The sequence below is a fragment of the Phycisphaeraceae bacterium genome (genome assembly GCA_019636675.1).
In the GTDB taxonomy this organism is placed as follows: Bacteria; Planctomycetota; Phycisphaerae; order Phycisphaerales; family UBA1924; genus JAHBXC01.
In genome coordinates this window covers 286,690-311,428 of record JAHBXC010000003.1, presented here as the reverse complement: position 1 = coordinate 311,428, position 24,739 = coordinate 286,690, and the positions used below count along the sequence as shown (strand labels likewise).

Sequence of the window (24,739 nt, the reverse complement as noted above, 5' to 3'; positions counted from 1 at the left end):
GGGGGGCGGGCCGGGGGCGGCTGCGGGAAAGCGCCGGGCGCGTCAGAAAACCGCGTCCGTGCGTCGTGGGATGGGCGGCAGTGCCGCGGGCCCGGGGCAGATGAGGGCTTAGAACAGAGAATAGGCGGGGTGGGGGTGAGGCGAGCGGCGGGCACACTCCCCATCACCCGTTCTCCCACCCCCTCTCTCCCCTCCGCCCCCTCTGTGTCCTCCGCGGTGAACTCTCTTCCCGGTCTCGCCGCGGAATCAGGTACGCTCGACGACAACCTTGCTCTTCCTCGACTGGACCATCCTGACAGCGATCGGCGGCCTCGGCTTGCTGGTGCTCCTCCTCGGCCTGCGCGGCAGGCGCGTCGACGCGCTGCCGCGGTGCCGCAAGCGACGCTGCCGCTACGACCTGACCTCGTTCCTGGGCGAGACGCACCCGGGTCGGGCGTACCCGATCACCTGCCCCGAGTGCGGGCGCGTGGCGGCGGGCGAGCGCGCCGTGCGCTGGGGCAGACGGCGCGCGCGGCGGTGGGTGGTGGGGATCGGCGCGCTGCTGCTCGCGCTGACGGGCGCTGTGGCCGGCGTGGAGGTCTACACGCGCACACAGAGTGTCAACACGATCACCTGGCTGCCCCTGTTCATGCTGCTGGACCGCGCGCCGAAGGACACGCAAGCGAACGCCTATGTGCACCAGATCGAATTGCTCCGCCGCGCGGACGCCGGCGAGATCGACGCGAGCGGCGCGGCACGCGTGGTCCGGCGCATCCTCGCGTGGCAGAAGGATGAGTCGGTGGAATGGGGCTTTGTCGGCGATGTGTTCGCCGCGCTCGCGGCGCAGGAGCTCGTGCCCGAGTCGGAGGTTCGCGAGTTCTGGAACAACATCCTGCTGATAACGGCGCGTGTGCGCGAAGAGGTCGAAGAGGGGGATCCGATCCCGGTCGAGGTCGCTGCGGATTGGAGAGGACACGGGCAGCCGCCTTACTACCACTCGCTTTCGCAGGCTTACGGCACGCTTCGCCTGCGGCCAGACGACACGAAAGTGTTGCCGGATCTCTCGATCTTTCGTTTCTATATCATCGCGAATTCAACACTCGACGCGATCGACGAAGGCCGGACAGTGCCGGTCTGGCGGCCGACATTCGGCGCACGGTCGGTGGCGCTCTCCTCGCCGTTCAGCAGTGAACAGACGCACATCACGCTGAGAAGGCAGGTTCCGTCTGGCAGCGATGTCGCCGGAGGCGCGGTGTCACTCCTCCGGGCCGGCGCCGCGGGGAGCGAGCGCACATTCGTGCTGCGAGGCCGGTTTGATGTGGGCGATTCGGTGCGCCCGGGGCGCAGGCCACCTCTCCCGGTCCTGACGGACAAAGGCCTGCGCCGTGTGTGGGAGCACGAATCCACGCACACCGTTCGGTTTGTGCCTCGCGACCACTACCGCCGCGTGCAGGGATTCGCGACCATGGCCAATGAAGTCCGTGCCGTGCCCAGCGTTGAACTGACGATTGCGCCTGATCTTGAAGGAATGGGCCCGGCTCAGGCGCCAGCCGCGTTCAACAACTCGGCGACGCCGATGATGGGATACCTCTGGCTGGATGAGATCGCGCCGCAGCAGGGCTTCGCGGCAGAGATGTTTCTCCGGATCGGCGACGAAGAGATTCCTCTCGGTCGTCACATTCTGAGACGATCTCTCCCCTATCTCGGGTCAGCAATCCATGTGTCGTCGCTGTTCGTCGATCGGATCCGGGCATCGACGGATGATTCGTACCTCGTGCTCCGCTGCGATGAAGAGGCGGTGCGCCGTTCGGTTGACCTTCACTCGTGGGACGGTGAGATCGTTCTGCGGCTTGAGATCGTGGATTTGCTGCAGCGCCGCCACTGGACCCCGTAAGCGGGTGAGCTTCCTGGGTCGAACGGGGCGCAGGTCGGCGGATGCGCCACCCCCTCGTCCCCCATGGGAGAAGGCAGGGGTGAGGGGGGGCGGAGAGTGACGAGGCGTCGAAGACCCTCCCCCCGCCCCCTCCCGCGAGCGAGAGGGGGGAAATCACACCACAGTCAGCGGTCGTGGCACGGCTGCGCCGTACCACGCCACCCCTCTGGGTGTTCACCCGCCTCTCCCCTCCGCGTCCTCCGCGAACTCCGCGGTGAATCTCTTCTCTTACAACCCCTGTTCGCTCGGCAGCGGGCGCATCATGGGGAAGAGGAGCACATCGCGGATGGAGCGGTTGTTCGTGAGCAGCATGACGAGGCGGTCGACGCCGACGCCCAGGCCGCCGGCGGGGGGCATGCCGACCTTGAGGGCCTCGACGAAGTCCGCGTCGTAGGTGCGGAAGGTGGATTCCTCGTCGTCGATGCCGGCGAGCTGCTCGCGGAACTTCTGCTCCTGGATGTCGGGGTCGTTGAGCTCGGTGTAGGCGTTGGCGCACTCCATGCCGCCGATGAAGAGCTCGAAGCGCTCGGCGATGCTGGGGTCGCTGGCCTTGGGTCGCGTGAGGGGGCAGAGGGGCGCCGGGTAGTCCATCACGAAGGTGGGGACGGTGGGGTCGATGGATTCCTCGGCCTTGTCGAAGAGGGCGTTGATGAGGAGCTCGTGCGCGAGCTTGTCGGCGTTGGGGACATGCTGCGCCTTCGCCTGCGCGCGAACCTTGGCCTCGTCGGACATGGGGAAGCCGTAGGCGCGCTGGAAGAGCTCGCCGTAGGTGACGCGCGCGAAGGGCCTGCTGTAGTCGATGGTGATCGTGTCGAAGGGGAGGCGCAGGTCGGGGGGGTTGTCGGTGTTGGAAGGAGACCCCTCGCCCTGCATCCCGGTGCGGAATTCCGCCGCGACGCGTGCGAGGTCGCGCACCAGCGCCTCCGTGAGGTCCATCATGCGTTCGTAGTTGCCGAAGGCCTCGTAGACCTCGACCATCGAGAACTCGGGGTTGTGGGATCGGTCCATGCCCTCGTTGCGGAAGTTGCGCGCGACCTCGTAGACCCTGGGCATGCCTCCCACGAGCAGTCGCTTGAGGTACAACTCCGGCGCGATGCGCAGGAAGAGGGGGATGTCGAGCGCGTTGAGGTGCGTGGTGAACGGGCGGGCCGCGGCCCCTCCCGCGAGGGTCTGGAGCACGGGCGTATCGACCTCGAGGAACCCGCGCTCGTCCCAGAAGCGGCGGAGGCGCGAGACCAGCAGCGAGCGCAACTGGAACACGCGCATCGTCTCGGGGTTGGTGTACAGGTCGACATAGCGCTTGCGGTATCGCTGCTCGGGGTCCTGCAGCCCGGCGCGCTTCTCGGGGGGCAGCGCGAGGGACTTGCACGCGATGTCGAGGTCGCTGGCCCAGATGGTGACCTCGCCTGCTTTGGTCTTCATCAGGGGGCCGGTGGCGACGACGATGTCGCCCAGGTCGAGCAGTTTGGCGATGTTGAAGCCGCGTTCGGCGCAGTCGCGCTTCGAGACGGCGATCTGCAGGTCGGTGGAGCCCTCGGAGCCCGTGGTGTGGTCGCGGAGCTGCATCCAGACGAGCTTGCCGTTGTCGCGATGGAGGACGACGCGCCCGGCGACGCGCACGACGGGGCGGGTATCGCGGAAGCCCTCGTTCTTGCTGTTGGCCTGGTGGTCGGCGTCGGCCTTCTCGTTGTAGAGGAGGCGCGCGTCGGCGAGGGCCAGGAGCCCGTCGACGCGATGCCCGTAGGGATCGGCGCCGAGGTCGCGGATGGCGTCGCGGTTCTTGCGGCGTTGGAGTTCGAGTTCGTGCAGCGAGGGTTCGTCGGGCATAGGGGCGATGGTAGGGTCGGGTCGTTCGGGGCGTGGAGGCGATGGCGCACGACAACGCCCGGCGTGGGCCGGGCGTTGTCAATCGGAAAGGGGATGGAACGAGGACGGGGTGTGTGTCGGCGATCAGCGCCCGGCGTGAGAGTGGCCGTTGGCGCCCGAGGCTCCGGAGGAGCGGGGCTTGGCGCGAAGTCGGCCGCTGGCGGTGAAAACGGGGTCCTGCGACGACCTGGTCGGCTTGGTGTGCGCCTCGTCGAACTCTTCGTCGGCGGGTCGCGCCCCTGCCGCGGCGCGGCTGAAGCGCTCTTCGCGCAGGTTGCTGCTCGACGACAGGCGCGAGGTCGAGACGGTCCCGGCGCCGGGCGCGTGCCCGTTGGTCACGGCGCGTGCGCCGGGGGTGGAGCCGTTGGCGCTGGCGCCGTCGCAGTGCTTGACGCACATGGCGGTGGTGGTGTCGCGCGTGATGAGGTCTGCGAGGGTGGTGTCGCGGAAGACCTGCTCGGCGGCGCGGATCGCGCGGTCCATCGTCTCGTGGAGGGGGCAGAGCCCGTCGCGCTGGTCGCCGGTGGGGCATGCGCGGATGCGGCTGATGACGCCCATCGCGTCGATGATGTCGTGGAGGTTGATCTCCCTGGGGTCACGCGCCAGGCGGTACCCGCCGCCGACGCCGCGACGCCCCTGGACGACCTTGGCCGACGCCAGCTGTTGGAGCACCTTCGAGAGATAGTCCGGCGGGACGGTCGTCGCTTCGGCGAGCGCGCTCGCGGTGACGAACTCGCCGGGCTGGCGGGCGAGGCACGCGACCGCGCGTAGGGCGTATTCGCAGGTTTGAGAAAGCATTCGGGCCTCCAGTGCCGGCGAGCGCGACCCTCGTCAACGGAAGAGGGACCGCCGGGTGGTGTCTGTTGGAAGGGTGGGTTCGCCGGGCCCGCCGGCCTAGATTCGGATGGGGAGAGGGGTTTGTCCGCACTGGTCGGGCCGGGCGGGTGAGGGTCCGATAGGATGGGCGCGTGGACCCCGACGACCATGTCTGCCTGTGCTTCCGCGTGTCGCTGCGGAAAATCCGGGCGTACCTCGAGCGCGAGGACCCGCCGGTCGCGTCGCTGATCAGCGACTGCCTGGGCGCCGGAACCGGCTGCCGCTGGTGCGTGCCCTTTCTGCAGGAACTCCATCGGCAACATCAATCCGGGCAGGGGCTTGGGCCCGACGGTGAGCCGGACCTGAGGGTGTCGCCAGAGGCCTACACCAAGGCGCGCGCGTCGTACCGGGCGACGGGCGTACGGGTGACGATCGGTGATTCCGACGCGCCCGAGTCGCGCTCGTAAAAACACCGGTTCACGGGAAAACGCGCGGAAAATGCCCGATTTCAGCGGGCCGCGCGGTATGGTGTCTTGGTACAGAGAATGTGGAGGCGATCGCCCATCGGGCCGATGTTGCCTCCTCGCGTCGGGCTGCACACCCGGCGCGAGATCAGGGATTCCGTCAGTTCCATCACGCGGCGCGTGGGCACGCGCGCCGCGGCACAGAGGAGGTTACGAGAGATGATGAAGACCATCGGTCTTTGCACTGTCGCGTCGCTCGCGCTGAGCGTCAGCGCCAATGCCGCGATCCTGTCCGCCAACTTCGGTCTGAGCGGCGCGCAGGAGGTTCCGGCGAACGGCTCCGGCGCGCTGGGCATCGGAGCGATTGATTACGACACCACCAGCGACACCTTCGACATCACGCTCTTTGTCGTGGGCATCCCCCTCGCCGAGCTGCGCCCCGTCGGGCCCAACGGCACGCCCGTCCACATCCACCTCGCACCGGCCGGGAGCAACGGCCCGATCGTCATCGACCTCGGGTTCCTCGCGTCCTTCCAGCAGGACGGCCTGGGCATCTCGCTTACCGCGATGGGCGTGACGGCGGGCGGGACCTACGGCGGCGTGAGCAGCGACCCGGCGACCGTCATCCAGGCGTTCATCGACGGCAACCTGTATGTGAACATCCACACCAACACCTTCCCGGGCGGCGAGATCCGCGGGCAGATCCCGCGCCTGCCGATCCCCACGCCGGCGACCGCGACCCTCATGGGCATCGCGGGCCTCGTGGCCGCGAAGCGCCGTCGCTGAGCAGCGATCGACGATCAACATCCCGATCCACCACGACCCCCGACGCAACGAGCGCCGGGGGTTGTTGTTTGATGGGGCGTCGCCCGTCGCGGCGAAAGCCCGTCGGGAGAGAGCCGGTCGCGGGGCCCCTACCCTCCCCTCCACCTCCTGATTGAAGGAATGCCGCATGTTCCAGTCCGTCCGAGTCGCCGCGTCCGCCCCTGAGTCCGCCGACGCGCTCGTCGTAGGCGTGTTCAAACCGGCGAACGCCGGCGCGAAGAGCAAGCAGGCGCCCAAGCCCGCCCTCGACGACTCGACGGCGAGAAAGCTCGACGACGCGACGCGCGCCGCGATCGACGCGGCGTTGCAGCGGGCCGAATCCACCGGCGACGCGGGGCAGGTCATCGAGGCGTTCCCGTCCTACGAGGGCGCCAGGCGCAAGGGCGTCCACGCCGCTCGCGTCTTCGTGCTCGGGCTGGGCGAGCCGACGAAGCTCGACGCCGAGGCGATGCGCTCGGCGGCGGCCGGGGTGGGCAAGCGCCTCGCCGGGGCCAGATGCGCAAAGGCCCACTTCGAGCTGCACCACGCCCTCAGCGCCGAGGGCGTGACGCTCAAGGCGGACAAGGCCGGGCAGTGCGTGGGAGAGGCCATCGGCCTGCTCGGCTTCACCTTCGACCACTACCGTGGGACGGTGAACAACAAGAAGGAGCGCGTGGGCATCTCGCTGTCGTCGTCGCTGGCGACCTTCACCAAGGGCATGTCGCGCGGCGTCGACCTCGCGGAATCCGCGAACTTCTCGCGGTTCCTGTCGAACACGCCCCCCAACGTCGCGACCCCGGCGTGGATGGCCGATCAGTGCCGCGACATGGCGAAGAAGGTCAAGGGCCTGACCGTGAAGGTCATGCAGGGCGCGACGCTGGAGCGCGAGCGCCTGATGGGGCTCGTGACGGTCGGGCAGGCGTCGATCAACAAGCCCTGCATGATCCGCATCGAGTACACGCCGGCGAAGCCGAAGAAGGGCGCCAGGCCCCTGGTGCTCATCGGCAAGACGCTCACCTACGACACGGGCGGGCTCTCGCTCAAGATCAGCAACGGGATGCGCGGCATGAAGGGCGACAAGGACGGCGGGTGCGCCGTCATCGGCGCGATGCACGCGATCGCCACCGTCGTCAAGCCCGATTTCCCGGTCGTCGCGCTGCTCGCGGCCGCCGAGAACAGCGTCAACGAGAACGCCTATCGCCCCGACGACTGCATGACCTTCCGCAACGGGGTGACGGTCGAGGTCACGAACACCGACGCCGAGGGTCGCCTCGTGCTGGCCGACGCGCTGTGCTGGGCGTGCGAGAAGGAGGACCCGCGCGCGATCATCGACCTGGCGACGCTGACCGGGGGCGTCATCACGGCGCTGGGGTCGACCTTCGCCGGCATGTGGTGCGACGACGACAAATTGCGCGGCGCCGTCGAGTGCGCGTCGGCGTCGGCGGGCGAGCGCGTCTGGCGCCTGCCCCTGCACAAGGAATATCGCGACCTGATGAAGTCGAGCATCGCCGACATCGTCAACAGCGCCCCGGTGCGCGACGCCCACCCCATCCAGGGCGCGGCGTTCCTGTCGTACTTCGTGACCGAGGGCACGCCCTGGTGCCACCTCGACGTCGCCGGCGTCCATCGCGTGACCGGCGAGTCCGGGCCCTACGCCAAGGACACCCCCACCGGCTTCGGCGTGCGCCTGCTGGCCGAGCTCTGCGACGCGATGTGACGCGCGAGCCGGCGCAGCGGGCCGGGATCGCGGACAGCGGGGTTTTCGGACGCCGGGATGTGACGCCTGGGCGGGCCTGCGCGGTCTTGGCGACTGCGTGGGGCGAACCGGCTGCGCGTCGCGGGCAGACCCTGTATCGGTCCGCGCGGTGCGCCGATGACTTCCCGGTCATTCGTCGCGCCCTGCGCTTCACCGGAGAGTCGCCCAGAGATGGACAAGGCATCAGTCATCGGAACGGTGCTCGGAGTGCTGTGCCTGCTCGTGGTCGGCTACAAGGCCTCCCACGGCGACTGGATGATGTTCTATTCCGACAAGGGCTTCATCATGGTGTTCGGGGGCACCATCTCCGTCATCTTCATGGCGATGCCCATGTCGAAGATCAAGCAGATCGGGGGCTACTGCAAGAAGTTCTTCTTCTACAAGTCCCAGTCCCCCACCGAGGTCGTGAAGCTGATGGGCGAGCTGGGCGAGAAGGCCCGGCGCGACGGCATCCTGTCCCTCGAGTCCGAGGTCGAGAAGCTCGACGACGAGTTCCTCAAGTCGGGCCTGAAGATGGCGATCGACGGCGTCGACCCCGACAACATCGAGATGACCATGCGCATGGAGGTGATGGCGATGCAGGACCGCCACGCCGCCGGCAAGAAGTTCTTCGACCTGATCAAGGTGTTCGGCCCCGGCTGGGGCCTGGCGGCGACGCTGGTCGGTCAGATCGGCATGTTCGCGAACCTGGGCGGCTCGATCGAGATCATGGGCAAGATGCTCGCGGTGTCGGTCGTGGCGACGATGTACGCGACGATCATCGCGAACGCGGTCGCCGGGCCCATGGGCGACAAGCTCGCCCTGCGCAGCGCCGAAGAGATCCTCTGCCGCGAGATGGTGCTGCAGGGCCTGCTCTCGATCCAGGCGGGCGACAACCCGCGCGTCACGCTCGACCGCATGGTGGCGTTCATCCCGCAGTCCGGGCGCTCGGGCCTCCAGCAGGCGGCGTGATCCCGGCTCCCTCCCTCCCTTCTTCCTTCAGGTAAGCGACCAGCGCCATGGCCGACGAGAAGAAAAAAGGCGAGCACGGCGACGAGCACGGCGAGGGCGGCCACAAGAAGAAAAAGCACAAGTCCCACGGGCACGGGGGCGGGCACAAGGGCCACCACGAAGAGGGCGCGCCCGAGTGGCTGATCTCCTTCGCCGACAACGTGACCCTCATGATGGGCTTCTTCGTGATCATGCTCGCGATGAACATGAACCCGCCCGACAGCGGCGCGAAGAGCGAGGGCCCCGCGTCCGGCGGCGCCGCCGGAACGCCCCACCCCGGCTTCCTCGACGCGGCGATCGCCATCCGCCAGGGCTTCAACAACCCCGTCAGCATGTCCTCGAGCGACCCCAACGACCAGGCCCTCATCCAGCGCATCAAGAAGCGCCAGCAGGACTCGGGGACCGGGCGGCGCACCGGCGTGCAGGGCAACGAGGACGAGGTCCAGATGATCCGTCCCAACGACTACTACACCGTGGGAGGCGTGGTCCCCTTCAACCAGGGCTCCACCTCGCTCACGCTGGCGACACGCCAGGCGACGCGCACCATCGCCAACAACCTGCAGGGGCGGAACTTCATCATCGAGATCCGCGGCCACGCCAGCGCGATCGAGGCGCGACGCGACGCGAAGACCGCCTACGACATCTCCTACCGGCGCGCCGTCGCGGTCGCCGAGGCGCTCAACGCCAACGGCATCCCCTGGGCGCGGATGCGCATCGTCGGCGCTGGGGACTTCGACCGCAACACCGCCATCGCGTACGACGCCGCCGCCCACCTGACAAACCAGCGCGTCGAGATCATGGTCACGCGCGAGGTCCTTCCCCAGGACCCGCACCTCGACGAGCCGGCGACCCTGCCCGAGCGCACCGAGCCGGTCACGCTGACGACCGACGACGAGCCGATCGGCTGATCGCCCTCAGAGCGTGTGCGCCGGGGGCGGCGTGTCGTCGTTGATCTTGCCCCGCTTCACCTCGCCCTCGGGGTCCGAGAGGGTGAACAGCACCGTCTCGTCGCCGATGCGCGCCTGGAGGCGCACCGGGCGCCCCCACAGCGTGCGCAGGTGGCGCAGCGTCTCGACCGCCTTGGCGCCCTCGACCTCGAGCCCCGTCCAGCGATGCGCGAGGTACAGCTCGCCGCGGTTCAGGTAGTTCGCGTCGACGACGTAGATGAACGGCTGGCCGGCGTTGGTGAGCTGGTTGAGCAGGGCGCGCTTCACCTCGCCGAAGTCGCGGCTGACGCGTCGCATCTTGCCCGTCTGGGGGTCGGGGCGGTGCATGAACATGCGGTGCTCGTCGACGAACTCCTCGGTCAGGAACTCGTCGATGAAGCTCACGTCGTTGTAGACGCGGCGCACCTCGAAGATCTTGTCGCGCCCCTTCATCGAGCGGTCGTCGTGCCCAAGTCGCGCGCCGAGGCCCTCGAGCGATTCCCACGACGCGCCGTGCTGGCCCGTGTCCCAGCGGCGCTCGATGTCGCGGAAGAGCTCGAGCCCGATCTTGTAGGGGTTGAAGCCCCCGGGTGGCTGGTGCACGACGCCGGAGTGCTGGTCGGCGTACTGCACGATCTCGGCGTCGGTGGCGAAGTGGCGCGTCATGAGCTTGCTGTGCCAGTACGACGCCCATCCCTCGTTCATGATCTTGGTCATGCCCTGGGGGGCGAAGTAGTAGGCCTCGTCGCGCACGATGCTGAGGATGTCCTGCTGCCAGCCCTCGAGCGGGGCGTGCCGGATGAGGAACTGGAGCACGTCGCGCGTGGGCTCGGCGGGGAACTTCCGGCGCGAGTCCTCGCGCTGCTTCATCTTCTCGGCGCGCTGACGCTCCATCTCGTCGCGTGGGTTGATGAAGGGGTCCATGTAGGGCTTCGCCGGGAACTTGTCGGGGGCGAAGGGGTCGTCGCGCTCGGGCGGGGCGTCGTGGTCGTGGCGGCGCGCCGGGGCGCGCGGGTCCTCGCGCCGGACGAACATCGAGTGCGGGTCGATGAGGTGCTCGATGGAGAGGCACGCGTCGAGGAAGCGCTCGACCGTCTCGGCGCCCTGGCGCTCGATGTGGCGGCGCACGCGCGTCGCGTGGTTGGCCATCTGGTCGATCATCTTGCGGTCGGTGCGCGCGAACCAGGCGTTGTTCTTGAAGAAGTCGGCGTGGCCGTAGACGTGTGCCATCACGAGCTTCTGGTCGACGACGGCGTTGGATTCCTGGAGGTACGCGTAGCAGGGGTCGTTGTTGATGACCATCTCGTAGATGCGCCCGAGCCCGTAGGCGTCGCGCTTCGAGAGCTTCTCGTACTCCATGCCCCAGCGCCAGTGGGGGTATCGCGTGGGGAAGCCCCCGTACGCCGCCAGCTGGTTCATCGTGACGAAGTCGACGACCTCGAAGACGACCTCGAAGAAGTCGAGCCCGTACTCGACCGCCTTGGCCTTGATGGCGCGCATGTGGTCGAGGAGCTCGGGGGGCAGGTCGGTGTTGGTTCTGGCGGGCATGGGTCGGCCTCCGGCGGACCTCGTCGGGCGCGACGCGCGACGGCGCGTCACGCTCAGGATCGGCTCAATCGCCCCTGGCGGGCGAGACTGGCGCGTCGTAGACGATCGTGGCGTTGCCGGCGGTGACGAGGATCCTCCCGTCGATCGCGGCGATGACGCTGGGGGCGACGCCCAGCGCGATGCGCTGCGAGCCCTGCAGGGCCGCCGTCGACGAGCTGAACCGGCGCACGCGATAGACGTTGAGCTGGCCCTGCGAGTCGCTGGGCTGGATGTCGACGGCGAGGAGCCCGGCGTCGACGAAGGCGGTCTGGACGGTCGTGTCGCCCCCGAGGGCGGCGTCGCGCCCGGCGATCTCGCCCCCCGGGCCGAAGACGATGAGCCCGAAGATGGAGGCGAAGGCGGCGCGATCGTCGACGGCGCGCACGCGCACCGGCCCGCCGCGATCCAGGCGCCCTTCGGAGTCGAGCGGCTCGCGCCGGATCGCGCCGTCCTCGAGGGAGAGCTGCCAGAGGCGCTGCGTGGGGTCCATGACGAACACGCGGTCGTTGACGACCCACGCCTCGACGGACTCGCGCAGGGCCGACGCGCCGGCGAACCAGCGCGTCGTGCCCCGGAACGCGTCGTTGCAGAGGACGCCTGCGTCGAAGCCCACCAGCGCGCGACCCGGGCCGGCGGGCCTGACCCAGCGGACGCGCCCGGCGTCGGGGCGCGTCTCGTGGATGGTGCGCCCGGTGCGCAGGTCGAGCGAGACCACGGTCGCGATGCGCGCCGCCTGCTGCTGCGCAGGGTCGCGCGCCGCGACGGCGCCCCCGAGGATCAGCACGCCCGCTTCGGCGGCGATGTCGTAGACCTCGGCCGGGAGATCGTCGCGCGTCCACAGCGTCGACCCGTCGGCCAGATCAAACGCGGCGGCGCGCCCGCTGCGCTCGACGAGCGCCATCGTGCGCTCGTCGAAGACCACGAGAAGCTCGGTCAGCGAACGCCGGCCCGAGACCGGCGTCTCGATGGAGGGCGGCGTGCGGACGTTGCCCTCGAGGGCGAGGCGCGGGTCGTTGCGAACCGACTGCTCGCCGAAGAGCGAGCGGAACGCCGGCGTGCTCCACACCGGCGCGCCGGTGCGCGCGTCGATGCGCGTCAGGATGCGCCCCTGCGCCGAGTCGACGGTGAAGTACGCGGCGCTGTCGTCGAGGCGCACCAGCGCGTCGGCGTTCGCGCGCGGATACGACCACCTGGCCTCGACGCCGCCCTTGCCCCCGGGCGTCGGCGCGAACAGCGAGAACTGCTCAGCGGAGGTGAGCACAACGTGCGCCCTGGCCGGCGCGCCGGCGTCGCGCACGAGGGGCTCGGCGATGCTCCAGTCCATGAGGGCCTGGGGCTGGGCCGACTCGTCGATCGGCCCCACGCGCGCGAGGCGCGTCGCGTCGGACGCCAGCCCGGCGAGCGTCGTGCGCAGCGACGCGGTGTTCAGCGGCTCGCCCATCGCGCTCAGGGGCAGGTCCTCCCCGTACTCGCTGAGCAGTCGCGCGAGCGCCTGGTGGGCGGCGGTGTGCCTGCCGGTCTTCTGGATGGCCAGCACGAGGCGCCCCCCCAGCTCGCCCAGCATGGCGCGGTCGTCGATCAGCGCGTCGCGGGCCGCGAGGAGTCCCTGCTCGAGCGCGAGGACGGCGCGTTCGTTCTGGCCGGTGCGCTGGTGCGCCTCGGACGCGCGCATGAGCGCGCGCGCCGCGGACGCGCTGACCGGGTACCGTCGCGCGAGGTCCTCGAAGGCCGACGCGTCGCTCCACAGCCCCAGACGCCCCAGCGCGTCGGACGCCTCGGCGTCGTAGCGCGCGTAGATGTGGGGCCCGTGCTCGCGCACCAGCCCGCGCAGGCGCCGGGTGACCTCTTCGGACGCCGAGCGCTGCACGCCGCTGTCTCGGAGCTGCGCCGACGAGAGCGAGGGCTCGTCGAGCACGCCCTGGTAGGCGGCGACGGCGCCCTGCACATCGCCGAAGGTCTGGGCGTGCTCGCCCCGAAGCAGCAGCGCCGTGGCGCGGTCCGAGGGCGTCGACGCCAGAGTCGCCACGGCGTCGACGACGCCGGCGCGCACCTCGCGAGGCAGGACCGGCGACGAGGCCGGCGCTTCGGGCGTCAGCATCGCGACCAGCGACGCGAAGAGGCGGGCGCGCAGGTCGCGCGACACGGGCGAGATCGGGTCTCTGTCGAGCGCGCGCACCGCGAGGCGCAGCGCCGGCAGGATAGTCTGGGGTTTCTCGGCTCGGTACGCGAGCTCGGCGTAGACGACGGCGGCGGTGGGGTCGTCGGGCTCGGCCTCGATGCGCCGCAGGAGCTGGCGCTCGGCGGTCTCCCACAGCAGGTAGGTGTGCAGCTCGGCGTCGTCGACCACGACGAGCTGGTCGTTCACCGGCAGCACCGTGCCCGGGCGGTCGAGCGTGAGGCGGTCGATGCGCGGGCGCCCGGCGTCGTCGACGCTGTCGAGCCGGACGACGATCACGCCGTCGCGGAACGGCGCGACGAGCGCGCCCTGCGCCGGGACGACGCGCCCTCGCAGGCCGGGGCGCGAGAGGGAGAGGATCGCCTCGGCCTGGGCGCGGGGCACGCCGCGCGCGTTGGCCGGCGCGTCGTCGGAGAGGGTGACGCGCGCGATGGAGGTCTCGCTCACGGAAAAGATCACGCCCTCGACGACGAGGAGGTACTTCGCGCCGCCCAGCATCTGCGCGTCGAACTCGCGCCGGAGCGTGCCGGTGGTCCCGTCGACCTCGAAGAGGCGCGAGGAATCGGCGGAGAGGGAATAGACCATCTCGCCCACGACGACCGGCGCGTGGGACTCATATGGCCAGGACTCGCGCCGTGTGAGCGTGGCGCGCGGGGTGCGCCGGATCCACGACGGGCGCCCGCTCGCGGCGTCGACGGCGGCGACGACGCCAACCTCGTCGGCGCGCAGCGCGAGACCGCGCCACTCGATCGCGTGATCGGCGGCGGACACCGACGCGTTGTAGGGCAGCGCGCCGGCGCTCGCGAGCGGCGTGCGCCACAGCAGCGCACCAGTCGAGAGATCGAGCCCGACGAGCTGCACGCTCTCGAGCCGGCGCTGGGCGGCCTGCCTGCTGGCGGCGAGCACCACCACGCCCCCGGAGACCAGCGGGCGCCCCTTCACCGTCGCGCCCTCGAGCCCCGGGTCGAGGGTCGAGATGTCGCGCGACCAGGCGATGACGCCGGTCTGCGTGTCGAGCGCGTGCACGCGCGGGTCGCCCAGGCGCCGGTTGCCGGCCGGCGTGCCGGTGACGGCGACCGCCCACGGCTCGGAGACGGCGATCGAACTGGTGTCGTCGAGGGCGATGCGCTGGATCCCTCGACGCCCCGAGCGCTGCTGCGCGACGACGAAGCCCGAGGGCTCGAAGCGTCGCTCCGGCCAGCGCGGCGCGAGCGTGTACCGGTCGAACGCCGCGATCACGTCGCCGCTGTTCAGGAAGATCGTGTCGCCCGCGATGGTGGGGATGATCTGCAGCCCCAGCGCCGAGGGCAGCGGCGAATCGGCCGGCAGGTGCCCGGCGTCGCGCTGGCCCTGGGTCGGCTCCTGCGTGGGCTGGAAGGGGATGGACCAAAGCGGGCGCGAGAGCATCGCGCGGACCGAGACCTCTCCGGCGTGATCGAAGGGCGAGCGCGCGCGCTCGAGGCGCGGCGCGTCGAGGCGCTCGGCGTCGGGCGCCGACGCGCCGGCGGCGCGGGCGATCGACGCGACGATCGCCTCGGCGGCGCGGGTGTCGTCCTCGGAGGACAGCGCCGCGATGTACCCGGCGGCGCGCCGGGCGAGGCGCAGCGCGTGGTCGTGCTTGTCGGCGCGCAGGTCGGGGTGGCCCGGCAGCTGCTCGAGCACGCGCAGGGCGGACCAGAACTGGGCGCGCTCGATGCGTCGCTGGGCGACGCGCAGGGCCGCGTCGAGCCCGGGGGTCGTGAGCAGGCGCGTGCGTTCGACGCGCTCGTCGTCGCCCGCGTCGAGCAGCCGGCGCGCCTCGACGCCCTCGACGGCCCGGTACTCGTCGAGCAGGGCGGGTCTGGAGAGGAGCGCCTCGCGAACGCGGTCTCGGACGGTGCGGAAGAGGTCTGGGTCGCGCGGGTCGACGAGGAGGCGCTCGGCGTCGTCGTCGAGGGCGCGCTGGAGGACGCGCGACGCCTCGGCGTGATTGCCGCCGGCTGAGAGCTCGCCCGCGCGCGCGAGTGCCTCGCTTGCGGCCAGAGAGTCGTCGACGTAGACCGGGTTGGACTGCTGCGCGACGGCGAGGGGCGCGACGGCGCCGACGAGGCCCGCGCTCGCGACCACCGCCGCGAGGAGGTTCCTCGCGTGTCGTGCGCCGTGCGTGGGGTGCGGTCTGCTCTGCATCGCGTCCTTGGCTCCGCGCGGGTGCGCGTGGTGGGGCGTCCGGTGGGACGCCGCGCATCGTCGCGGGTTCGTCTCGCCCCCGAAACCATTCGCGGGGAGAGCGCTGCGAGTTCGCCCCCCGGGGGGCTGGGCCCGGGGAGAGGAGCCCCGGGTCGGGAATGGGCGGTCCAGACCACGCAGGCGTGCCCGCCGCGACTCTAGCGTCGGAAAGTTCGGTCGCCCGCTTCAGCGAAGGTTCGGAAGGGTCGATCTGCGCCCCTGTCTATGCCGACGGTGCTTCGCGCACATCTCGGTCGAGCGGGGGTCGTGGCCGGCGGCGTGCGCGATCGCGTCGGGGCGGGCATCCGCGCCTGGCTGGCACGCGTATCGACGGACGCCGTGCGATCCCGTCGCGTCAGCGTGCTTGTTCTCGCGTTCGCCGTCCTGGGCGTCGCGGATCTGACGCTGACGCTGGCGTACATGCACACGGTGGGCCTGTTCGAGGGCAACCCGCTGGCCCGGGCGCTGGCGCACAGCGGTGGCTCGGCGACGCTGGCCGGCTTCAAGCTGGCGACGATCGCTCTTTCGTCGACGATCCTCATCGCGCTGCGCGCGAAGCGCTCGGCCGAGCTTGGCGCCTGGGTCTGCGTGCTCGCGATGTTCATCGTCTCGCTCGAGTGGGGCAAGTACGCGAGCGCGAGCGACGAGGTCATCCTGGCGATGCAGATCGTCGACTCGCCCTTCGGACCCAAAGACCACTTCGTCAGTCTGCGTCGCTGATCGCGCTCATGCGCACCGCGAGCTCGACGGCGCGCGAGAGCGACCCGGCGTCGGCCTTGTTCTGTCGCGCGATGTCGAAGGCGGTCCCGTGATCCGGGCTCGTGCGCACGACCGGCAGGCCGAGGGTGACGTTCACCGCTGAATCCCAGGCGAGGAGCTTGACGGGGATGAGCCCCTGGTCGTGGTACATCGCGACCACGAGGTCGAACTCGCCGCGGACCGCTCTGTTGAAGACCGTGTCGGCCGGGAAGGGCCCGCGCGCGTCGATGCCGGCTTCCTGCGCGAGCCGGATCGCGGGCTCGATGAGGCGCTGCTCTTCGTCGCCGAAGAGGCCTCCCTCGCCGGCGTGGGGGTTGAGCCCGCACACGGCGATGCGCGGGCGCTCAACGCCCAGCCGGCGCAGCGCGTCGTTGCCCAGGTCGATGGGGTCGAAGACACGACCGATGGTGAGCAACCCCTGGAGATCCATCAGCGGCACATGGATCGTCGCGAGGACCACGCGCAGCGTGGGGGAATCGAACATCATCGCGACACGCTTGCTCTGGAAGCGCGTCGCGAGCAGCTCGGTGTGGCCCGGGTACTTGCTGCGCCCAGCGAGGGCCCACGCCTCTTTGCTGATGGGGGCGGTCACGATCGCGTCGGCGCGAAGGGGGTCGCCCGGCTTGCGCCGCGTGGACGCGATCGCGTCCTCGACGAACTGGAACGATGCGGCCCCGCCCTCCCTCGAGGGTCGCGCCTCGCCCTGGCGCGCGAGGTGCGCCGCGTCGGCGAAGCGGTCGTCGTCGAGCACCAGAATGTCGTGCGACGCCCCGCTCTCGGCGAGGGCCGAGTGGGCCGGAACTTTCCGCCAGAAGGGCTCGACCCCGGCCCGCTCGGCGGCGTCGAGGAGACACCCGTGCAGGCCGAAGACCAGGAACCGCGCGGACCGCCGGATCGCGGGGTCAGCCAGGGTCTTGACGATGATCTCCGGGCCGATGCCCAGGGGGTCGCCCATCGACAGGGCGATCGTGGGGCGCCGGGGCGCGGCTGTCCGATCTTGTTCGTCGCGTCGGCTCACCGAACGATGCTACGGGCGACCCCTGCCCGGCGTTCCCGGTCGGGCGGGCCCGGGGCGCTCCCGGACGCCGAAATCTGGCGACGGCGCGTCCCAACTACGCGATGAAGGACGAGGAACCCATGCCCTACGACCCAGCCCGAGCGCCCATCACGCCGCTGACCGACCAGGAAAGGACCTGGGCCACGCTGACCCACCTGCTGTCGGGCGCGCTGGCGGTCGCGACGCCCGTCCCGGGGATCATCGTGGCGCTCGTGCTGTGGCTGGTGAAGAAGGACGAGTCGTCGTTCCTCGACGACCACGGTCGCGAGGCGGTGAACTTCTGGATCAGCGTGTTCCTCTACGCGCTGGTGATCATCCCTCTCGCGACGGTGCTGACCTGCGGCATGGGCGTGCTGCTCTACATACCCATGTTCATCATCGCGGTCATCGCGGTGATCCAGGCCACCATGGCCGCCAGCCGGGGCGAGTTCTATCGCTACCCGATGACGATCCGCCTGATCTGAGCGTGCCGGGCCGGGCGGCTCGCGGCGGGGGGTCGGGTTCACTAGACTTCGCCCGTGCCACTTCTCGACGCCAAGGGACTGGTGAAGCGTTACGGCGGCCGCACGGTCGTCGACGGTGTCTCGTTCCACGTCGAGAAGGCGGAGATCGTCGGCCTGCTGGGTCGCAACGGGGCTGGCAAGACGACCTCGTTCCGCATGACGATCGGGATGATCGATTCGGACGGGGGCCAGGTCTTCTTCGACCGTCGCGAGGTCTCGCGCCTGCCCATGTACCGGCGCGCCCGGCTGGGCATGGGGTACCTGTCGCAGGAGCCAAGCGTGTTCTCGCGCCTGACGGTGCGCGACAACCTGATGGCGATCCTCGAGGTGACCCCCCTCTCGCGCCAGCAGCGCGAGTCGCGCTGCGACGAGCTGCTCGCGCGCTTCGGGCTGCGCCACAAGGCGCACGACCAGGCGCGCACCTGCTCGGGGGGCGAGCGGCGCAAGCTCGAGATCGCGCGAGCGCTGGTCACCGAGCCCTCGCTCATCCTGCTCGACGAGCCCTTCTCGGGCGTCGACCCCCTCGCGATCGAGGACCTGCAGCAGGAACTCCTCCAGCTGCGCAGCATGGGCATCGCCCTGCTCATCACCGACCACAACGTGCAGCAGACGCTGAAGGTCTGTGACCGCGCGTACATCATCGCCGACGGCAAGGTGCTGCGCGAGGGTGCGCCGAGAGAACTGATCAACGACGAGCTCGTGAAGCGCGCGTACATCGGGTCGATGTTCCGCGGCGACGAGTTCGACGAGCCGCTCGAGCGCAAACGCGCTGCGCGCCCCGCGCCCGCCGCCGCCCTCCGGCCCCCGGGCGGGGGTGGACGATGAGCCGGCCCGCCCCCCTTCGCGATGCGATGACCGCGCTCGCGCTGTGCGCGACCGGCGCGATGCTGGTCGGCTGCGGCACGAACCGGCGCACGCTGGTGATCACCTCCGACCCGCCCGGCGCGCTGGTGCACGTCAACGATGTGCAGATGGGCGCCACGCCCCTCGAGGCCGAGTTCACCTGGTTCGGCGTCTACGAGGTTCGCCTGTCCAAGCCGGGCTACGAACCCCTCGTGACCACCGGCAAGGCGTCCCCCGCGCTGCACGACCAGCCCTTCTTCGATTTCTTCTCCGAGGTCGCTCCGGGGGTGCGCGAGACGACGGTGCGCTGGCACTACGTGCTGACGCCGACGGTCGAGGACGAGGGTTCGCTGCTCGAGCGGGCGCGCGACGCGCGCGAACGCCTCGACACGCCCTGACGATCGCGCACGATCCGCGCGAACGTCGCTCCGGCGTGCCCCGATCGGGGGGAGCGGCGATCGAGATTCACCGCGAATCAAGCCCCACCGATGAATTTTTACTCCGATTGTTGTCTTCCCTTGGAACTGGGAATACCGGACGATCGAACCTTTCGATGACTACCACTCGCGAGCGGTTCAAGGGGTCTTCGGGGGCCCGTGCGTTTCGCCTCTCGCGGGTGTCGGAAGCAAGGGAGGTGTCTATATGACACGCGTGATCAGGGAGCGGCCTGCGACGACGTATCGTCGCAAGGTCGGGCGCTATCTGTGCGCCCACAGCGACGGCGAAGAGCCGTCGAGCGAGCGCGACGAGCCCGGCGGGGGCTCAACCGAATAGGCGCGGAGGCAAACCTCTCGCTCGTGCGCGCAGTCGACGAGCGTCGGGCATTCCGCCCTTCTAAGGGGCACTACCCAGCGCTATTTCGAAAAACGGAGCGCTCCGCTACACGGCCGCGGCCAGGATGCCGCGGCTTGTCATTTTTCCATCAGGAACGGCGCGAGGTCTCGTGCGCAGGCACGCCCACGACCGTGCGGTCGTCGCCCACGGCGCCCAGCACCACGCTGCCGGCGCCCACCACGCTGCGCGTCCCGACGCGCGACCCGGGGATCACCTTCGCGCCCAAGCCCACCAGCGTGTCGGGCGCGATGCGCACATTCCCGCCCAGCGCCGCCGTCGGCGCGATGTGCACGTTCACCCCGATCGCGCAGTCATGCTCCACGATCGACGCGGTGTTGAGGATCGCGTGGTCGCCCACGCGCGCCCTCGCGTGCACGACGGCGAGCGGGCCGACAAACACCCCGGCGCCCAGCTCGGCGGAGGGCGAGACGATCGCCGAGGGGTGGATCACCGTGCGGAACGGGCCGGGCAGCGACTCGATCAGCGCGCGTCGCGTCGCGACCGTGCCGACGGCGATGATCCGCGGCGAATCGCCCATGCCGGCCAAGTCGTGGAACCCCCCCAGCAGCGGCGCGAGCGAGCCCAGCCCTGCGCCCGGGTCGTCGTCGTAGAAGCCCAGCAGCTCGTACCCCTGCGCGAGGGCCGCCTCGGCGACGACCATCGCGTGGCCCCCGCCGCCGATCAGGGCGAGGGGTCCGAGCGTGGGCTGTCGCGGTTCGGGCCGGGTGGTCATCCGTGTCTCCGGAGCGTGCGGATCGGGTGGGGTCGTCTCCGAGTCGCGGGATCATACGATTCCCAACGCATGAACACCCGGACCGATCCGCCCACGCCCGAACACGCGATCGACCACGCCGACCCGGTGCGCGTGGGCTGCGTGTCGTACCTGAACACCTCGCCTCTGATCGAGGGGCTCGACAAGGCCCGGGGCGTCGAGCTGGTCCCGGCGCCGCCGGCGCGACTCATCGACCTCCTGCTCTCGGGGCGGGTCGAGGTGGCGCTGCTGTCGCTGGTGGACGCGCAGCGCTCGCCCGAGCCCGTGGCGCTGATCCCCTGCGGCATGATCGGGTGCGACGGGCCGACCATGACCGTGCGCCTCTACAGCGCGACGCCCATCGGCGAGGTCGCACGCGTGTTCGTCGACAGCGAGAGCCACACCTCGGTGGCGCTGCTGCGCATCCTGCTCAAAGCGATGCACGGCATCGAGCCGGAGTTCATCGAGTTCAACGCGCGCGAGCGGATGGCGCAGCGCGAGTCGCTCGAGCCGGCCGAGTGGCCCGACGCGATGCTGCTCATCGGGGACAAGGTCGTGACCGACTCTCCCCCGGCGATCCGCTACCCCCACCAGCTCGACCTGGGCGACGCGTGGAAGGCGCTCACCGGGCTGCCCTTCGTCTACGCGGTCTGGGCGTGCCTGGAGCGCGACGCGTCGTCGGCGCGCGTGCGCGCCGCCGCGATCGCGCTCGACCGCCAGCGCCGGCACAACGCGACGCGTCTGGACTGGCTGATCTCGACCCGCGCCCCGGAGCGGGGGTGGCCGATCGATCTTGCGCAGACCTATCTGCACGACCTGCTGCGCTACGAGGTCGGCCCGCGCGAGCGCGAGGCGGTCGAGCGGTTCTTCGCGATGGCGCAGGGCGTCGGCGCGCTGGGGGGCGTGCGCCGTCTGCGCTGGCTCGACGAGGCGCTCGCGCCGCGCGCCCAGGGCGCGCCATGCCCCGTCTGACCGCCCTGCGCGTGGGGGCGCTGCGCGAGCTGGCGCAGCAGTTCCGGTTCGCGCCACGCGCACGAGCGATCGCGGCGCTGGCGGCGGTCGAGGCCCTGGCGCGCGAGATCGACCCGGAGCGCGCGTACGCCGAGCACTGGCTCGTGCACCGGCTCACCGGGTACCGGCCCGAGAACGCCCAGGAGGGCGCGCTGTTCGCCGGCGAGGCGCTCTACGCCGAGCTGTCGGCGCTGGCGGAGCACATCTGCGGCGCCATCGCCCTGCGAGAGGACGAAACGCCCGGGGCGCTGCGCGTCGAAGACCTGTGCGCGCGATGGTCCGTCTCGCGACGGACGCTGGAGCGCTATCGCCGGCGCGGGCTCGTCGCGCGCCGCGTGCGCGCCGCGGACGGCGAGGAGCGCATCGTGTTCACGCCCGGCGCCGTCGAGGGGTTCGAGACGCTTCAGCCCGCGCTGCTCGCGCGCGCCGGCGGTTTCAGGCGCACCACGGGCGACGAGCGCGCGATGATCGTCCGGCGCGCGCGCCGGTATCGCGCCCGGTTCGGCTGCACGGTCACGCAGGCGTCCGAGCGCATCGCGCTGCGCACCGGGCGCGCGCGAGAGACCGTGCGCCGCGTCCTGCTCGCCCACGACCGCGCCGCCGACGACCCGATCTTCCCGCGCGCCCGGGGCGTCGACGAGCGACGGCGCGACGCGCTCATGCACGCGCACCGTCGCGGCGTGCCCCTCGCCGAGCTGGCGAGCGCCACCGGACGCACGCGCGAATCCGTCGCGCGCATCGCCCTCGAGCGCACCCTCGTCCGCCTGCGCGCCTTCGACCTGCGCGGGCCGGTCGCGCCCACCTTCGAACGCGACGACGCGCACGAGGTCCTCCTCGCGCCTCCCCTCGTGCGCGAGGGCCTGCTCGCGACCGAGGCGCTCGACGCGAGCGCCTTCGTCGACGAGGCGCGCGCCCAGCCGCCCCTCGACCCGCGCGACGAGGCGACCCTCGCGACCGCCCTCGCGTTCCTGCGCTTTCGCGCGCGGCGCACGCTCGCTTCCCTCCCGGCGCACTCGCCCTCGGCGGCGGCGCTCGATCGCGCCGAGACCGACCTGCGCTGGGCCCACCGGCTCGTCGTCAAACTCGCGCGCACCCAGCGGCGCGTCGCCCTGGGCGCGATCGAAGAGCGCGTGGGCGGCTCGCTGCTCGACCTGCCCGACCCCCTCGCGCGCGCCGTGCACCTGGCGGCGATGCGCGCCCTCGCCGACGCGGCCCTGCGCTTCGACCCCTTCGCGAAGGGGCGCCTCGCCGGACGCGCCGCCGTCGCCCTGACCCACGCCCTCACCGACGCCCTGCGCGAGCGACGCGAGACGCCCCGGGCCGGCGCTCGACGGTCGAGGACTCGCGCCGTCTCCCTCGACGACTGGACGCGCGACGCCACGCCCTGGGGGCGATTCGTCGAGCCCGGCCCGCGACTCACCGGCACAGACCGCGCCTCCCATGCCCCAGACAGCCCCCCGGACAACGCCCCGGACAGCGACGAGGCCCTGCTCTGGGCGCGGTTCGGGCTGGACGGGCGCCCTCCCCTCACGCTCGAGGAGGTCGGCGCCGGCTTCGGGCTGACGCTCCCCTCCTGCGGGGCGAGGGTCCGCAAGGCCACTCGCGCAGCGATGGGTCTCAACCCGACGCCGTCGCTTCGCCGAAGGTACCCTCCAGCGCGCTGATGCCCACCCGCGAGTTGCTCAACCTGAAGCCCGTCGCGTCGTTCTCGCGAGGGTTCTGGACACGCCTCGTCGTGGCGCTCGCCGCCAACGCGCCGAGCATCCTCGCGTTCGGGCTGCGCGAGCCGCCGCTGTCGGTGCGAACGCTCGCGATGGTCCAGTTCGCCCTGCTGGCCGGGTACCTGCTCTACGCGGTGGTCCGGGTGGTGCGCGCGATCGACGCCGAGGGGCGGTCCGAGGTCATCGACCGGGCCGGGCGGATCGAGCTGGTCGCCTGCGTGCTCGGGCTTTTCCTGATCGCGTTCCCCCAGGCGGTGGCGCTGTGCGCCGCGGCCCTGCTCGCGGCCCGCCTGGTGCGGTTCCTGCTGCTGCTCATCGAGAAGGGCGTCTCCCCGCCGCTGGTGCTCGTGGGCGGGTTCGGATCGGTGATCCTCACCGGCGCAGGGATGCTGATGCTCCCGGCGACGACGCCGGAGGGCCAGCGCCTGGGCTTCATCGACGCGTTGTTCACCTCGACCAGCGCGACCTGCGTGACGGGGCTGGTGGTGGTCGACACGCCCACGGCGTTCACGCGCTTCGGGCACTCGGTGATCCTGGTGTTGATGCAGCTGGGCGGGCTGGGCCTGCTGGCGTTCGCGTCGGTGCTCATCCTCGCGATCGGCTCGTCGCTGGGGCTGCGCGCGACCTCGACGCTGTCGGACTCCTCGCTCGAGAACCGGCACGGGCCCCGGGGCATCCGCAAGGTGCTCGCGTCCATCGTCGTCTTCACTTTCGGGTTCGAGGCTATCGGCGCCGCGATCCTGTTCTTCGGCTGGCCCGAGACCTGGGCCAACGCGCCCGACATGTCGACCTTCGGCGACCGGCTGTTCCACAGCGTGTTTTTCTCCGTCTCGGCGTTCTGCAACGCCGGCTTCGCGACCACGCCCGACAGCGTGGAATCGCTGCGCCTGCACTGGACGACGCACACCGTGATCGCCGGGCTGGTGGTCATCGGGGGCACCGGCTTCCCGGCGCTCGACAACGTTCGCCAGGTCATCACGGCCCGGCTCCGGCGCAAGCGGGTCAAGGGCGGGCGCCTCGTGCGCCTGGCGCTGCACACCAAACTCACGCTGGTGACCACGCTCGTGGTGTATGTCGTCGGCGGGATCACGATCTTCATCAGCGACTACATCCAGACACTCGAGGACCCGGGCGTCGCGCTGCTCGACGCGCACTTCATGGCGATCGCGTCGCGAACCGCAGGGTTCGACACCATCCACCCGGCCGAACTCGGGCCCCTCGCGCGCTTCACCATCACCGTCCAGATGTTCATCGGGGGCGGGCCGGCGTCGACGGCGGGGGGCGTCAAGACCGTCGCGACGGCGGTGCTGTTCCTCACGGTCGTCGCCACCCTGCGAGGGCGCGACGCGACCGAGGCGTTCAAGCGCACAATCCCCGACGCTCTCGTGCGCAAGGCGGCGGTTCTCATCACCCTCGGGCTCGCGACGCTGGCGACGCTCGTCGCGATCCTCTCGGTCACCGAGGTCCGCGCCGACGGCACGGGGCCCTCGCTCGAAGAGATCCTCTTCGAGTCGGTCTCGGCGACCGCGACCGTCGGGCTCTCGATGGGCATCACGCCCACCCTCAGCGACGCCGGGAAGATCGCCGTCGTCGTCGCGATGTTCCTCGGTCGTCTCGGCCCCCTCGCGGTGCTGGCGGCCCTCACCAGCGTGCGCAAGAGCGAGCGCGCGAGCTACGCCTATCCCAGCGAGGGCGTGCTGATGACCTGAGCCCGGTGCGCACCGGCACGCCCCCCCGTCCCCCGCTACCCTGCTGACC

The 24,739-nt window shown here is 70.9% G+C and carries 19 protein-coding genes; 13 read left to right on the top strand and 6 right to left on the bottom strand.

Going from position 1 to position 24,739, the window contains the following annotated elements; all coding sequences use genetic code 11:
- The first annotated feature begins 268 nt into the window (after nt 1-268).
- Nucleotides 269-1,873: a hypothetical protein gene (locus KF684_11600; protein ID MBX3353567.1), complete on the top strand. Its 1,605-nt coding sequence runs from the start codon at nt 269-271 to the stop codon at nt 1,871-1,873.
- Between the two features lie 267 nt (nt 1,874-2,140).
- Here the strand turns inward: KF684_11600 and lysS are convergent, their stop codons facing one another.
- Both lysS and KF684_11590 read right to left on the bottom strand, forming a co-directional pair.
- Nucleotides 2,141-3,739 carry a lysine--tRNA ligase gene (lysS, locus tag KF684_11595; protein MBX3353566.1) on the bottom strand — a complete coding sequence of 533 codons (1,599 nt, stop codon included), beginning with the start codon at nt 3,737-3,739 and terminating at the stop codon, nt 2,141-2,143.
- A gap of 123 nt (nt 3,740-3,862) precedes the next feature.
- Nucleotides 3,863-4,576: an Rrf2 family transcriptional regulator gene (locus KF684_11590; protein ID MBX3353565.1), complete on the bottom strand. Its 714-nt coding sequence runs from the start codon at nt 4,574-4,576 to the stop codon at nt 3,863-3,865.
- A gap of 170 nt (nt 4,577-4,746) precedes the next feature.
- On the opposite strand from KF684_11590, the gene KF684_11585 reads away from it, so the two are divergent.
- The 5 genes from KF684_11585 (at nt 4,747) to KF684_11565 (ending at nt 9,516) form a co-directional block, all read left to right on the top strand.
- Nucleotides 4,747-5,061, top strand: coding sequence for a (2Fe-2S)-binding protein (locus tag KF684_11585; protein ID MBX3353564.1), 315 nt, complete (start codon nt 4,747-4,749; stop codon nt 5,059-5,061).
- A 216-nt stretch (nt 5,062-5,277) separates the two neighbouring features.
- Nucleotides 5,278-5,844 (top strand): CHRD domain-containing protein, encoded by a 567-nt coding sequence (locus tag KF684_11580; protein MBX3353563.1) that lies wholly within the window; start codon nt 5,278-5,280, stop codon nt 5,842-5,844.
- A gap of 166 nt (nt 5,845-6,010) precedes the next feature.
- Entirely contained in the window at nt 6,011-7,579 is a 1,569-nt protein-coding gene (locus tag KF684_11575; protein MBX3353562.1) for a leucyl aminopeptidase family protein, read from the top strand.
- A 210-nt stretch (nt 7,580-7,789) separates the two neighbouring features.
- A complete protein-coding gene (locus KF684_11570) occupies nt 7,790-8,569 on the top strand; it encodes a MotA/TolQ/ExbB proton channel family protein (GenBank protein MBX3353561.1) in 780 nt (259 codons plus the stop codon).
- Between the two features lie 47 nt (nt 8,570-8,616).
- On the top strand, nt 8,617-9,516 hold the full coding sequence (locus KF684_11565; GenBank protein ID MBX3353560.1) for an OmpA family protein: 900 nt from the start codon (nt 8,617-8,619) through the stop codon (nt 9,514-9,516).
- A gap of 6 nt (nt 9,517-9,522) precedes the next feature.
- Here the strand turns inward: KF684_11565 and KF684_11560 are convergent, their stop codons facing one another.
- Nucleotides 9,523-11,082, bottom strand: a complete 1,560-nt coding sequence (locus KF684_11560; GenBank protein ID MBX3353559.1) for a SpoVR family protein — start codon at nt 11,080-11,082, stop codon at nt 9,523-9,525.
- Nucleotides 11,083-11,146: 64 nt separating this feature from the next.
- Complete coding sequence (locus KF684_11555; GenBank protein MBX3353558.1) at nt 11,147-15,463, bottom strand: PQQ-binding-like beta-propeller repeat protein; 4,317 nt, start codon at nt 15,461-15,463, stop codon at nt 11,147-11,149.
- A gap of 273 nt (nt 15,464-15,736) precedes the next feature.
- On the opposite strand from KF684_11555, the gene KF684_11550 reads away from it, so the two are divergent.
- On the top strand, nt 15,737-16,222 hold the full coding sequence (locus tag KF684_11550) for a hypothetical protein (protein ID MBX3353557.1): 486 nt from the start codon (nt 15,737-15,739) through the stop codon (nt 16,220-16,222).
- On the opposite strand, the gene pdxA is transcribed toward KF684_11550, so the two are convergent.
- The gene (gene pdxA, locus KF684_11545) at nt 16,206-17,279 is read right to left on the bottom strand and encodes a 4-hydroxythreonine-4-phosphate dehydrogenase PdxA (GenBank protein ID MBX3353556.1); all 1,074 of its coding nucleotides are present in this window, start codon (nt 17,277-17,279) and stop codon (nt 16,206-16,208) included. The two genes, KF684_11550 and pdxA, sit on opposite strands and share 17 nt — an antisense overlap.
- Before the next feature lie 119 nt (nt 17,280-17,398).
- Between pdxA and KF684_11540 the strand changes: the two genes are divergently transcribed.
- Genes KF684_11540 through KF684_11530 form a run of 3 tightly spaced genes read left to right on the top strand, consistent with a single transcriptional unit; the run spans nt 17,399 to nt 19,062 of the window.
- On the top strand, nt 17,399-17,782 hold the full coding sequence (locus KF684_11540) for a DUF4870 domain-containing protein (protein ID MBX3353555.1): 384 nt from the start codon (nt 17,399-17,401) through the stop codon (nt 17,780-17,782).
- 54 nt (nt 17,783-17,836) lie between these two features.
- Entirely contained in the window at nt 17,837-18,646 is an 810-nt protein-coding gene (lptB, locus tag KF684_11535; protein ID MBX3353554.1) for an LPS export ABC transporter ATP-binding protein, read from the top strand.
- The gene (locus KF684_11530; GenBank protein ID MBX3353553.1) at nt 18,643-19,062 is read left to right on the top strand and encodes a PEGA domain-containing protein; all 420 of its coding nucleotides are present in this window, start codon (nt 18,643-18,645) and stop codon (nt 19,060-19,062) included. The genes lptB and KF684_11530 overlap by 4 nt, the downstream gene beginning before the upstream one ends.
- Nucleotides 19,063-19,586: 524 nt before the next feature.
- Here KF684_11530 and KF684_11525 read toward each other — a convergent pair.
- Nucleotides 19,587-20,231 carry an acetyltransferase gene (locus tag KF684_11525; GenBank protein MBX3353552.1) on the bottom strand — a complete coding sequence of 215 codons (645 nt, stop codon included), beginning with the start codon at nt 20,229-20,231 and terminating at the stop codon, nt 19,587-19,589.
- A gap of 69 nt (nt 20,232-20,300) precedes the next feature.
- Between KF684_11525 and KF684_11520 the strand changes: the two genes are divergently transcribed.
- From KF684_11520 to KF684_11510, 3 genes are read left to right on the top strand one after another with little or no spacing between them, the layout of a single operon-like run.
- Complete coding sequence (locus KF684_11520) at nt 20,301-21,221, top strand: menaquinone biosynthesis protein (protein ID MBX3353551.1); 921 nt, start codon at nt 20,301-20,303, stop codon at nt 21,219-21,221.
- Nucleotides 21,209-22,924, top strand: coding sequence for a hypothetical protein (locus KF684_11515; GenBank protein ID MBX3353550.1), 1,716 nt, complete (start codon nt 21,209-21,211; stop codon nt 22,922-22,924). Before KF684_11520 ends, KF684_11515 begins: the two co-directional genes overlap by 13 nt.
- A complete protein-coding gene (locus KF684_11510; protein ID MBX3353549.1) occupies nt 22,924-24,690 on the top strand; it encodes a hypothetical protein in 1,767 nt (588 codons plus the stop codon). Before KF684_11515 ends, KF684_11510 begins: the two co-directional genes overlap by 1 nt.
- Nucleotides 24,691-24,739: the final 49 nt, after the last annotated feature.

Excerpts from the sequence above, each read along its gene's own strand:
- KF684_11510 (MBX3353549.1), top strand. The coding sequence starts at position 22,924 with ATGCCCACCCGCGAGTTGCTCAACCTGAAGCCCGTCGCGTCGTTCTCG.
- KF684_11530 (MBX3353553.1), top strand. The coding sequence starts at position 18,643 with ATGAGCCGGCCCGCCCCCCTTCGCGATGCGATGACCGCGCTCGCGCTG.
- KF684_11555 (MBX3353558.1), bottom strand. The coding sequence starts at position 15,463 with ATGCAGAGCAGACCGCACCCCACGCACGGCGCACGACACGCGAGGAAC.
- KF684_11560 (MBX3353559.1), bottom strand. The coding sequence starts at position 11,082 with ATGCCCGCCAGAACCAACACCGACCTGCCCCCCGAGCTCCTCGACCAC.
- lysS (MBX3353566.1), bottom strand. The coding sequence starts at position 3,739 with ATGCCCGACGAACCCTCGCTGCACGAACTCGAACTCCAACGCCGCAAG.
- KF684_11580 (MBX3353563.1), top strand. The coding sequence starts at position 5,278 with ATGATGAAGACCATCGGTCTTTGCACTGTCGCGTCGCTCGCGCTGAGC.
- KF684_11590 (MBX3353565.1), bottom strand. The coding sequence starts at position 4,576 with ATGCTTTCTCAAACCTGCGAATACGCCCTACGCGCGGTCGCGTGCCTC.
- KF684_11515 (MBX3353550.1), top strand. The coding sequence starts at position 21,209 with ATGCCCCGTCTGACCGCCCTGCGCGTGGGGGCGCTGCGCGAGCTGGCG.
- KF684_11525 (MBX3353552.1), bottom strand. The coding sequence starts at position 20,231 with ATGACCACCCGGCCCGAACCGCGACAGCCCACGCTCGGACCCCTCGCC.
- KF684_11520 (MBX3353551.1), top strand. The coding sequence starts at position 20,301 with ATGAACACCCGGACCGATCCGCCCACGCCCGAACACGCGATCGACCAC.
- KF684_11570 (MBX3353561.1), top strand. The coding sequence starts at position 7,790 with ATGGACAAGGCATCAGTCATCGGAACGGTGCTCGGAGTGCTGTGCCTG.
- KF684_11565 (MBX3353560.1), top strand. The coding sequence starts at position 8,617 with ATGGCCGACGAGAAGAAAAAAGGCGAGCACGGCGACGAGCACGGCGAG.
- KF684_11575 (MBX3353562.1), top strand. The coding sequence starts at position 6,011 with ATGTTCCAGTCCGTCCGAGTCGCCGCGTCCGCCCCTGAGTCCGCCGAC.
- KF684_11540 (MBX3353555.1), top strand. The coding sequence starts at position 17,399 with ATGCCCTACGACCCAGCCCGAGCGCCCATCACGCCGCTGACCGACCAG.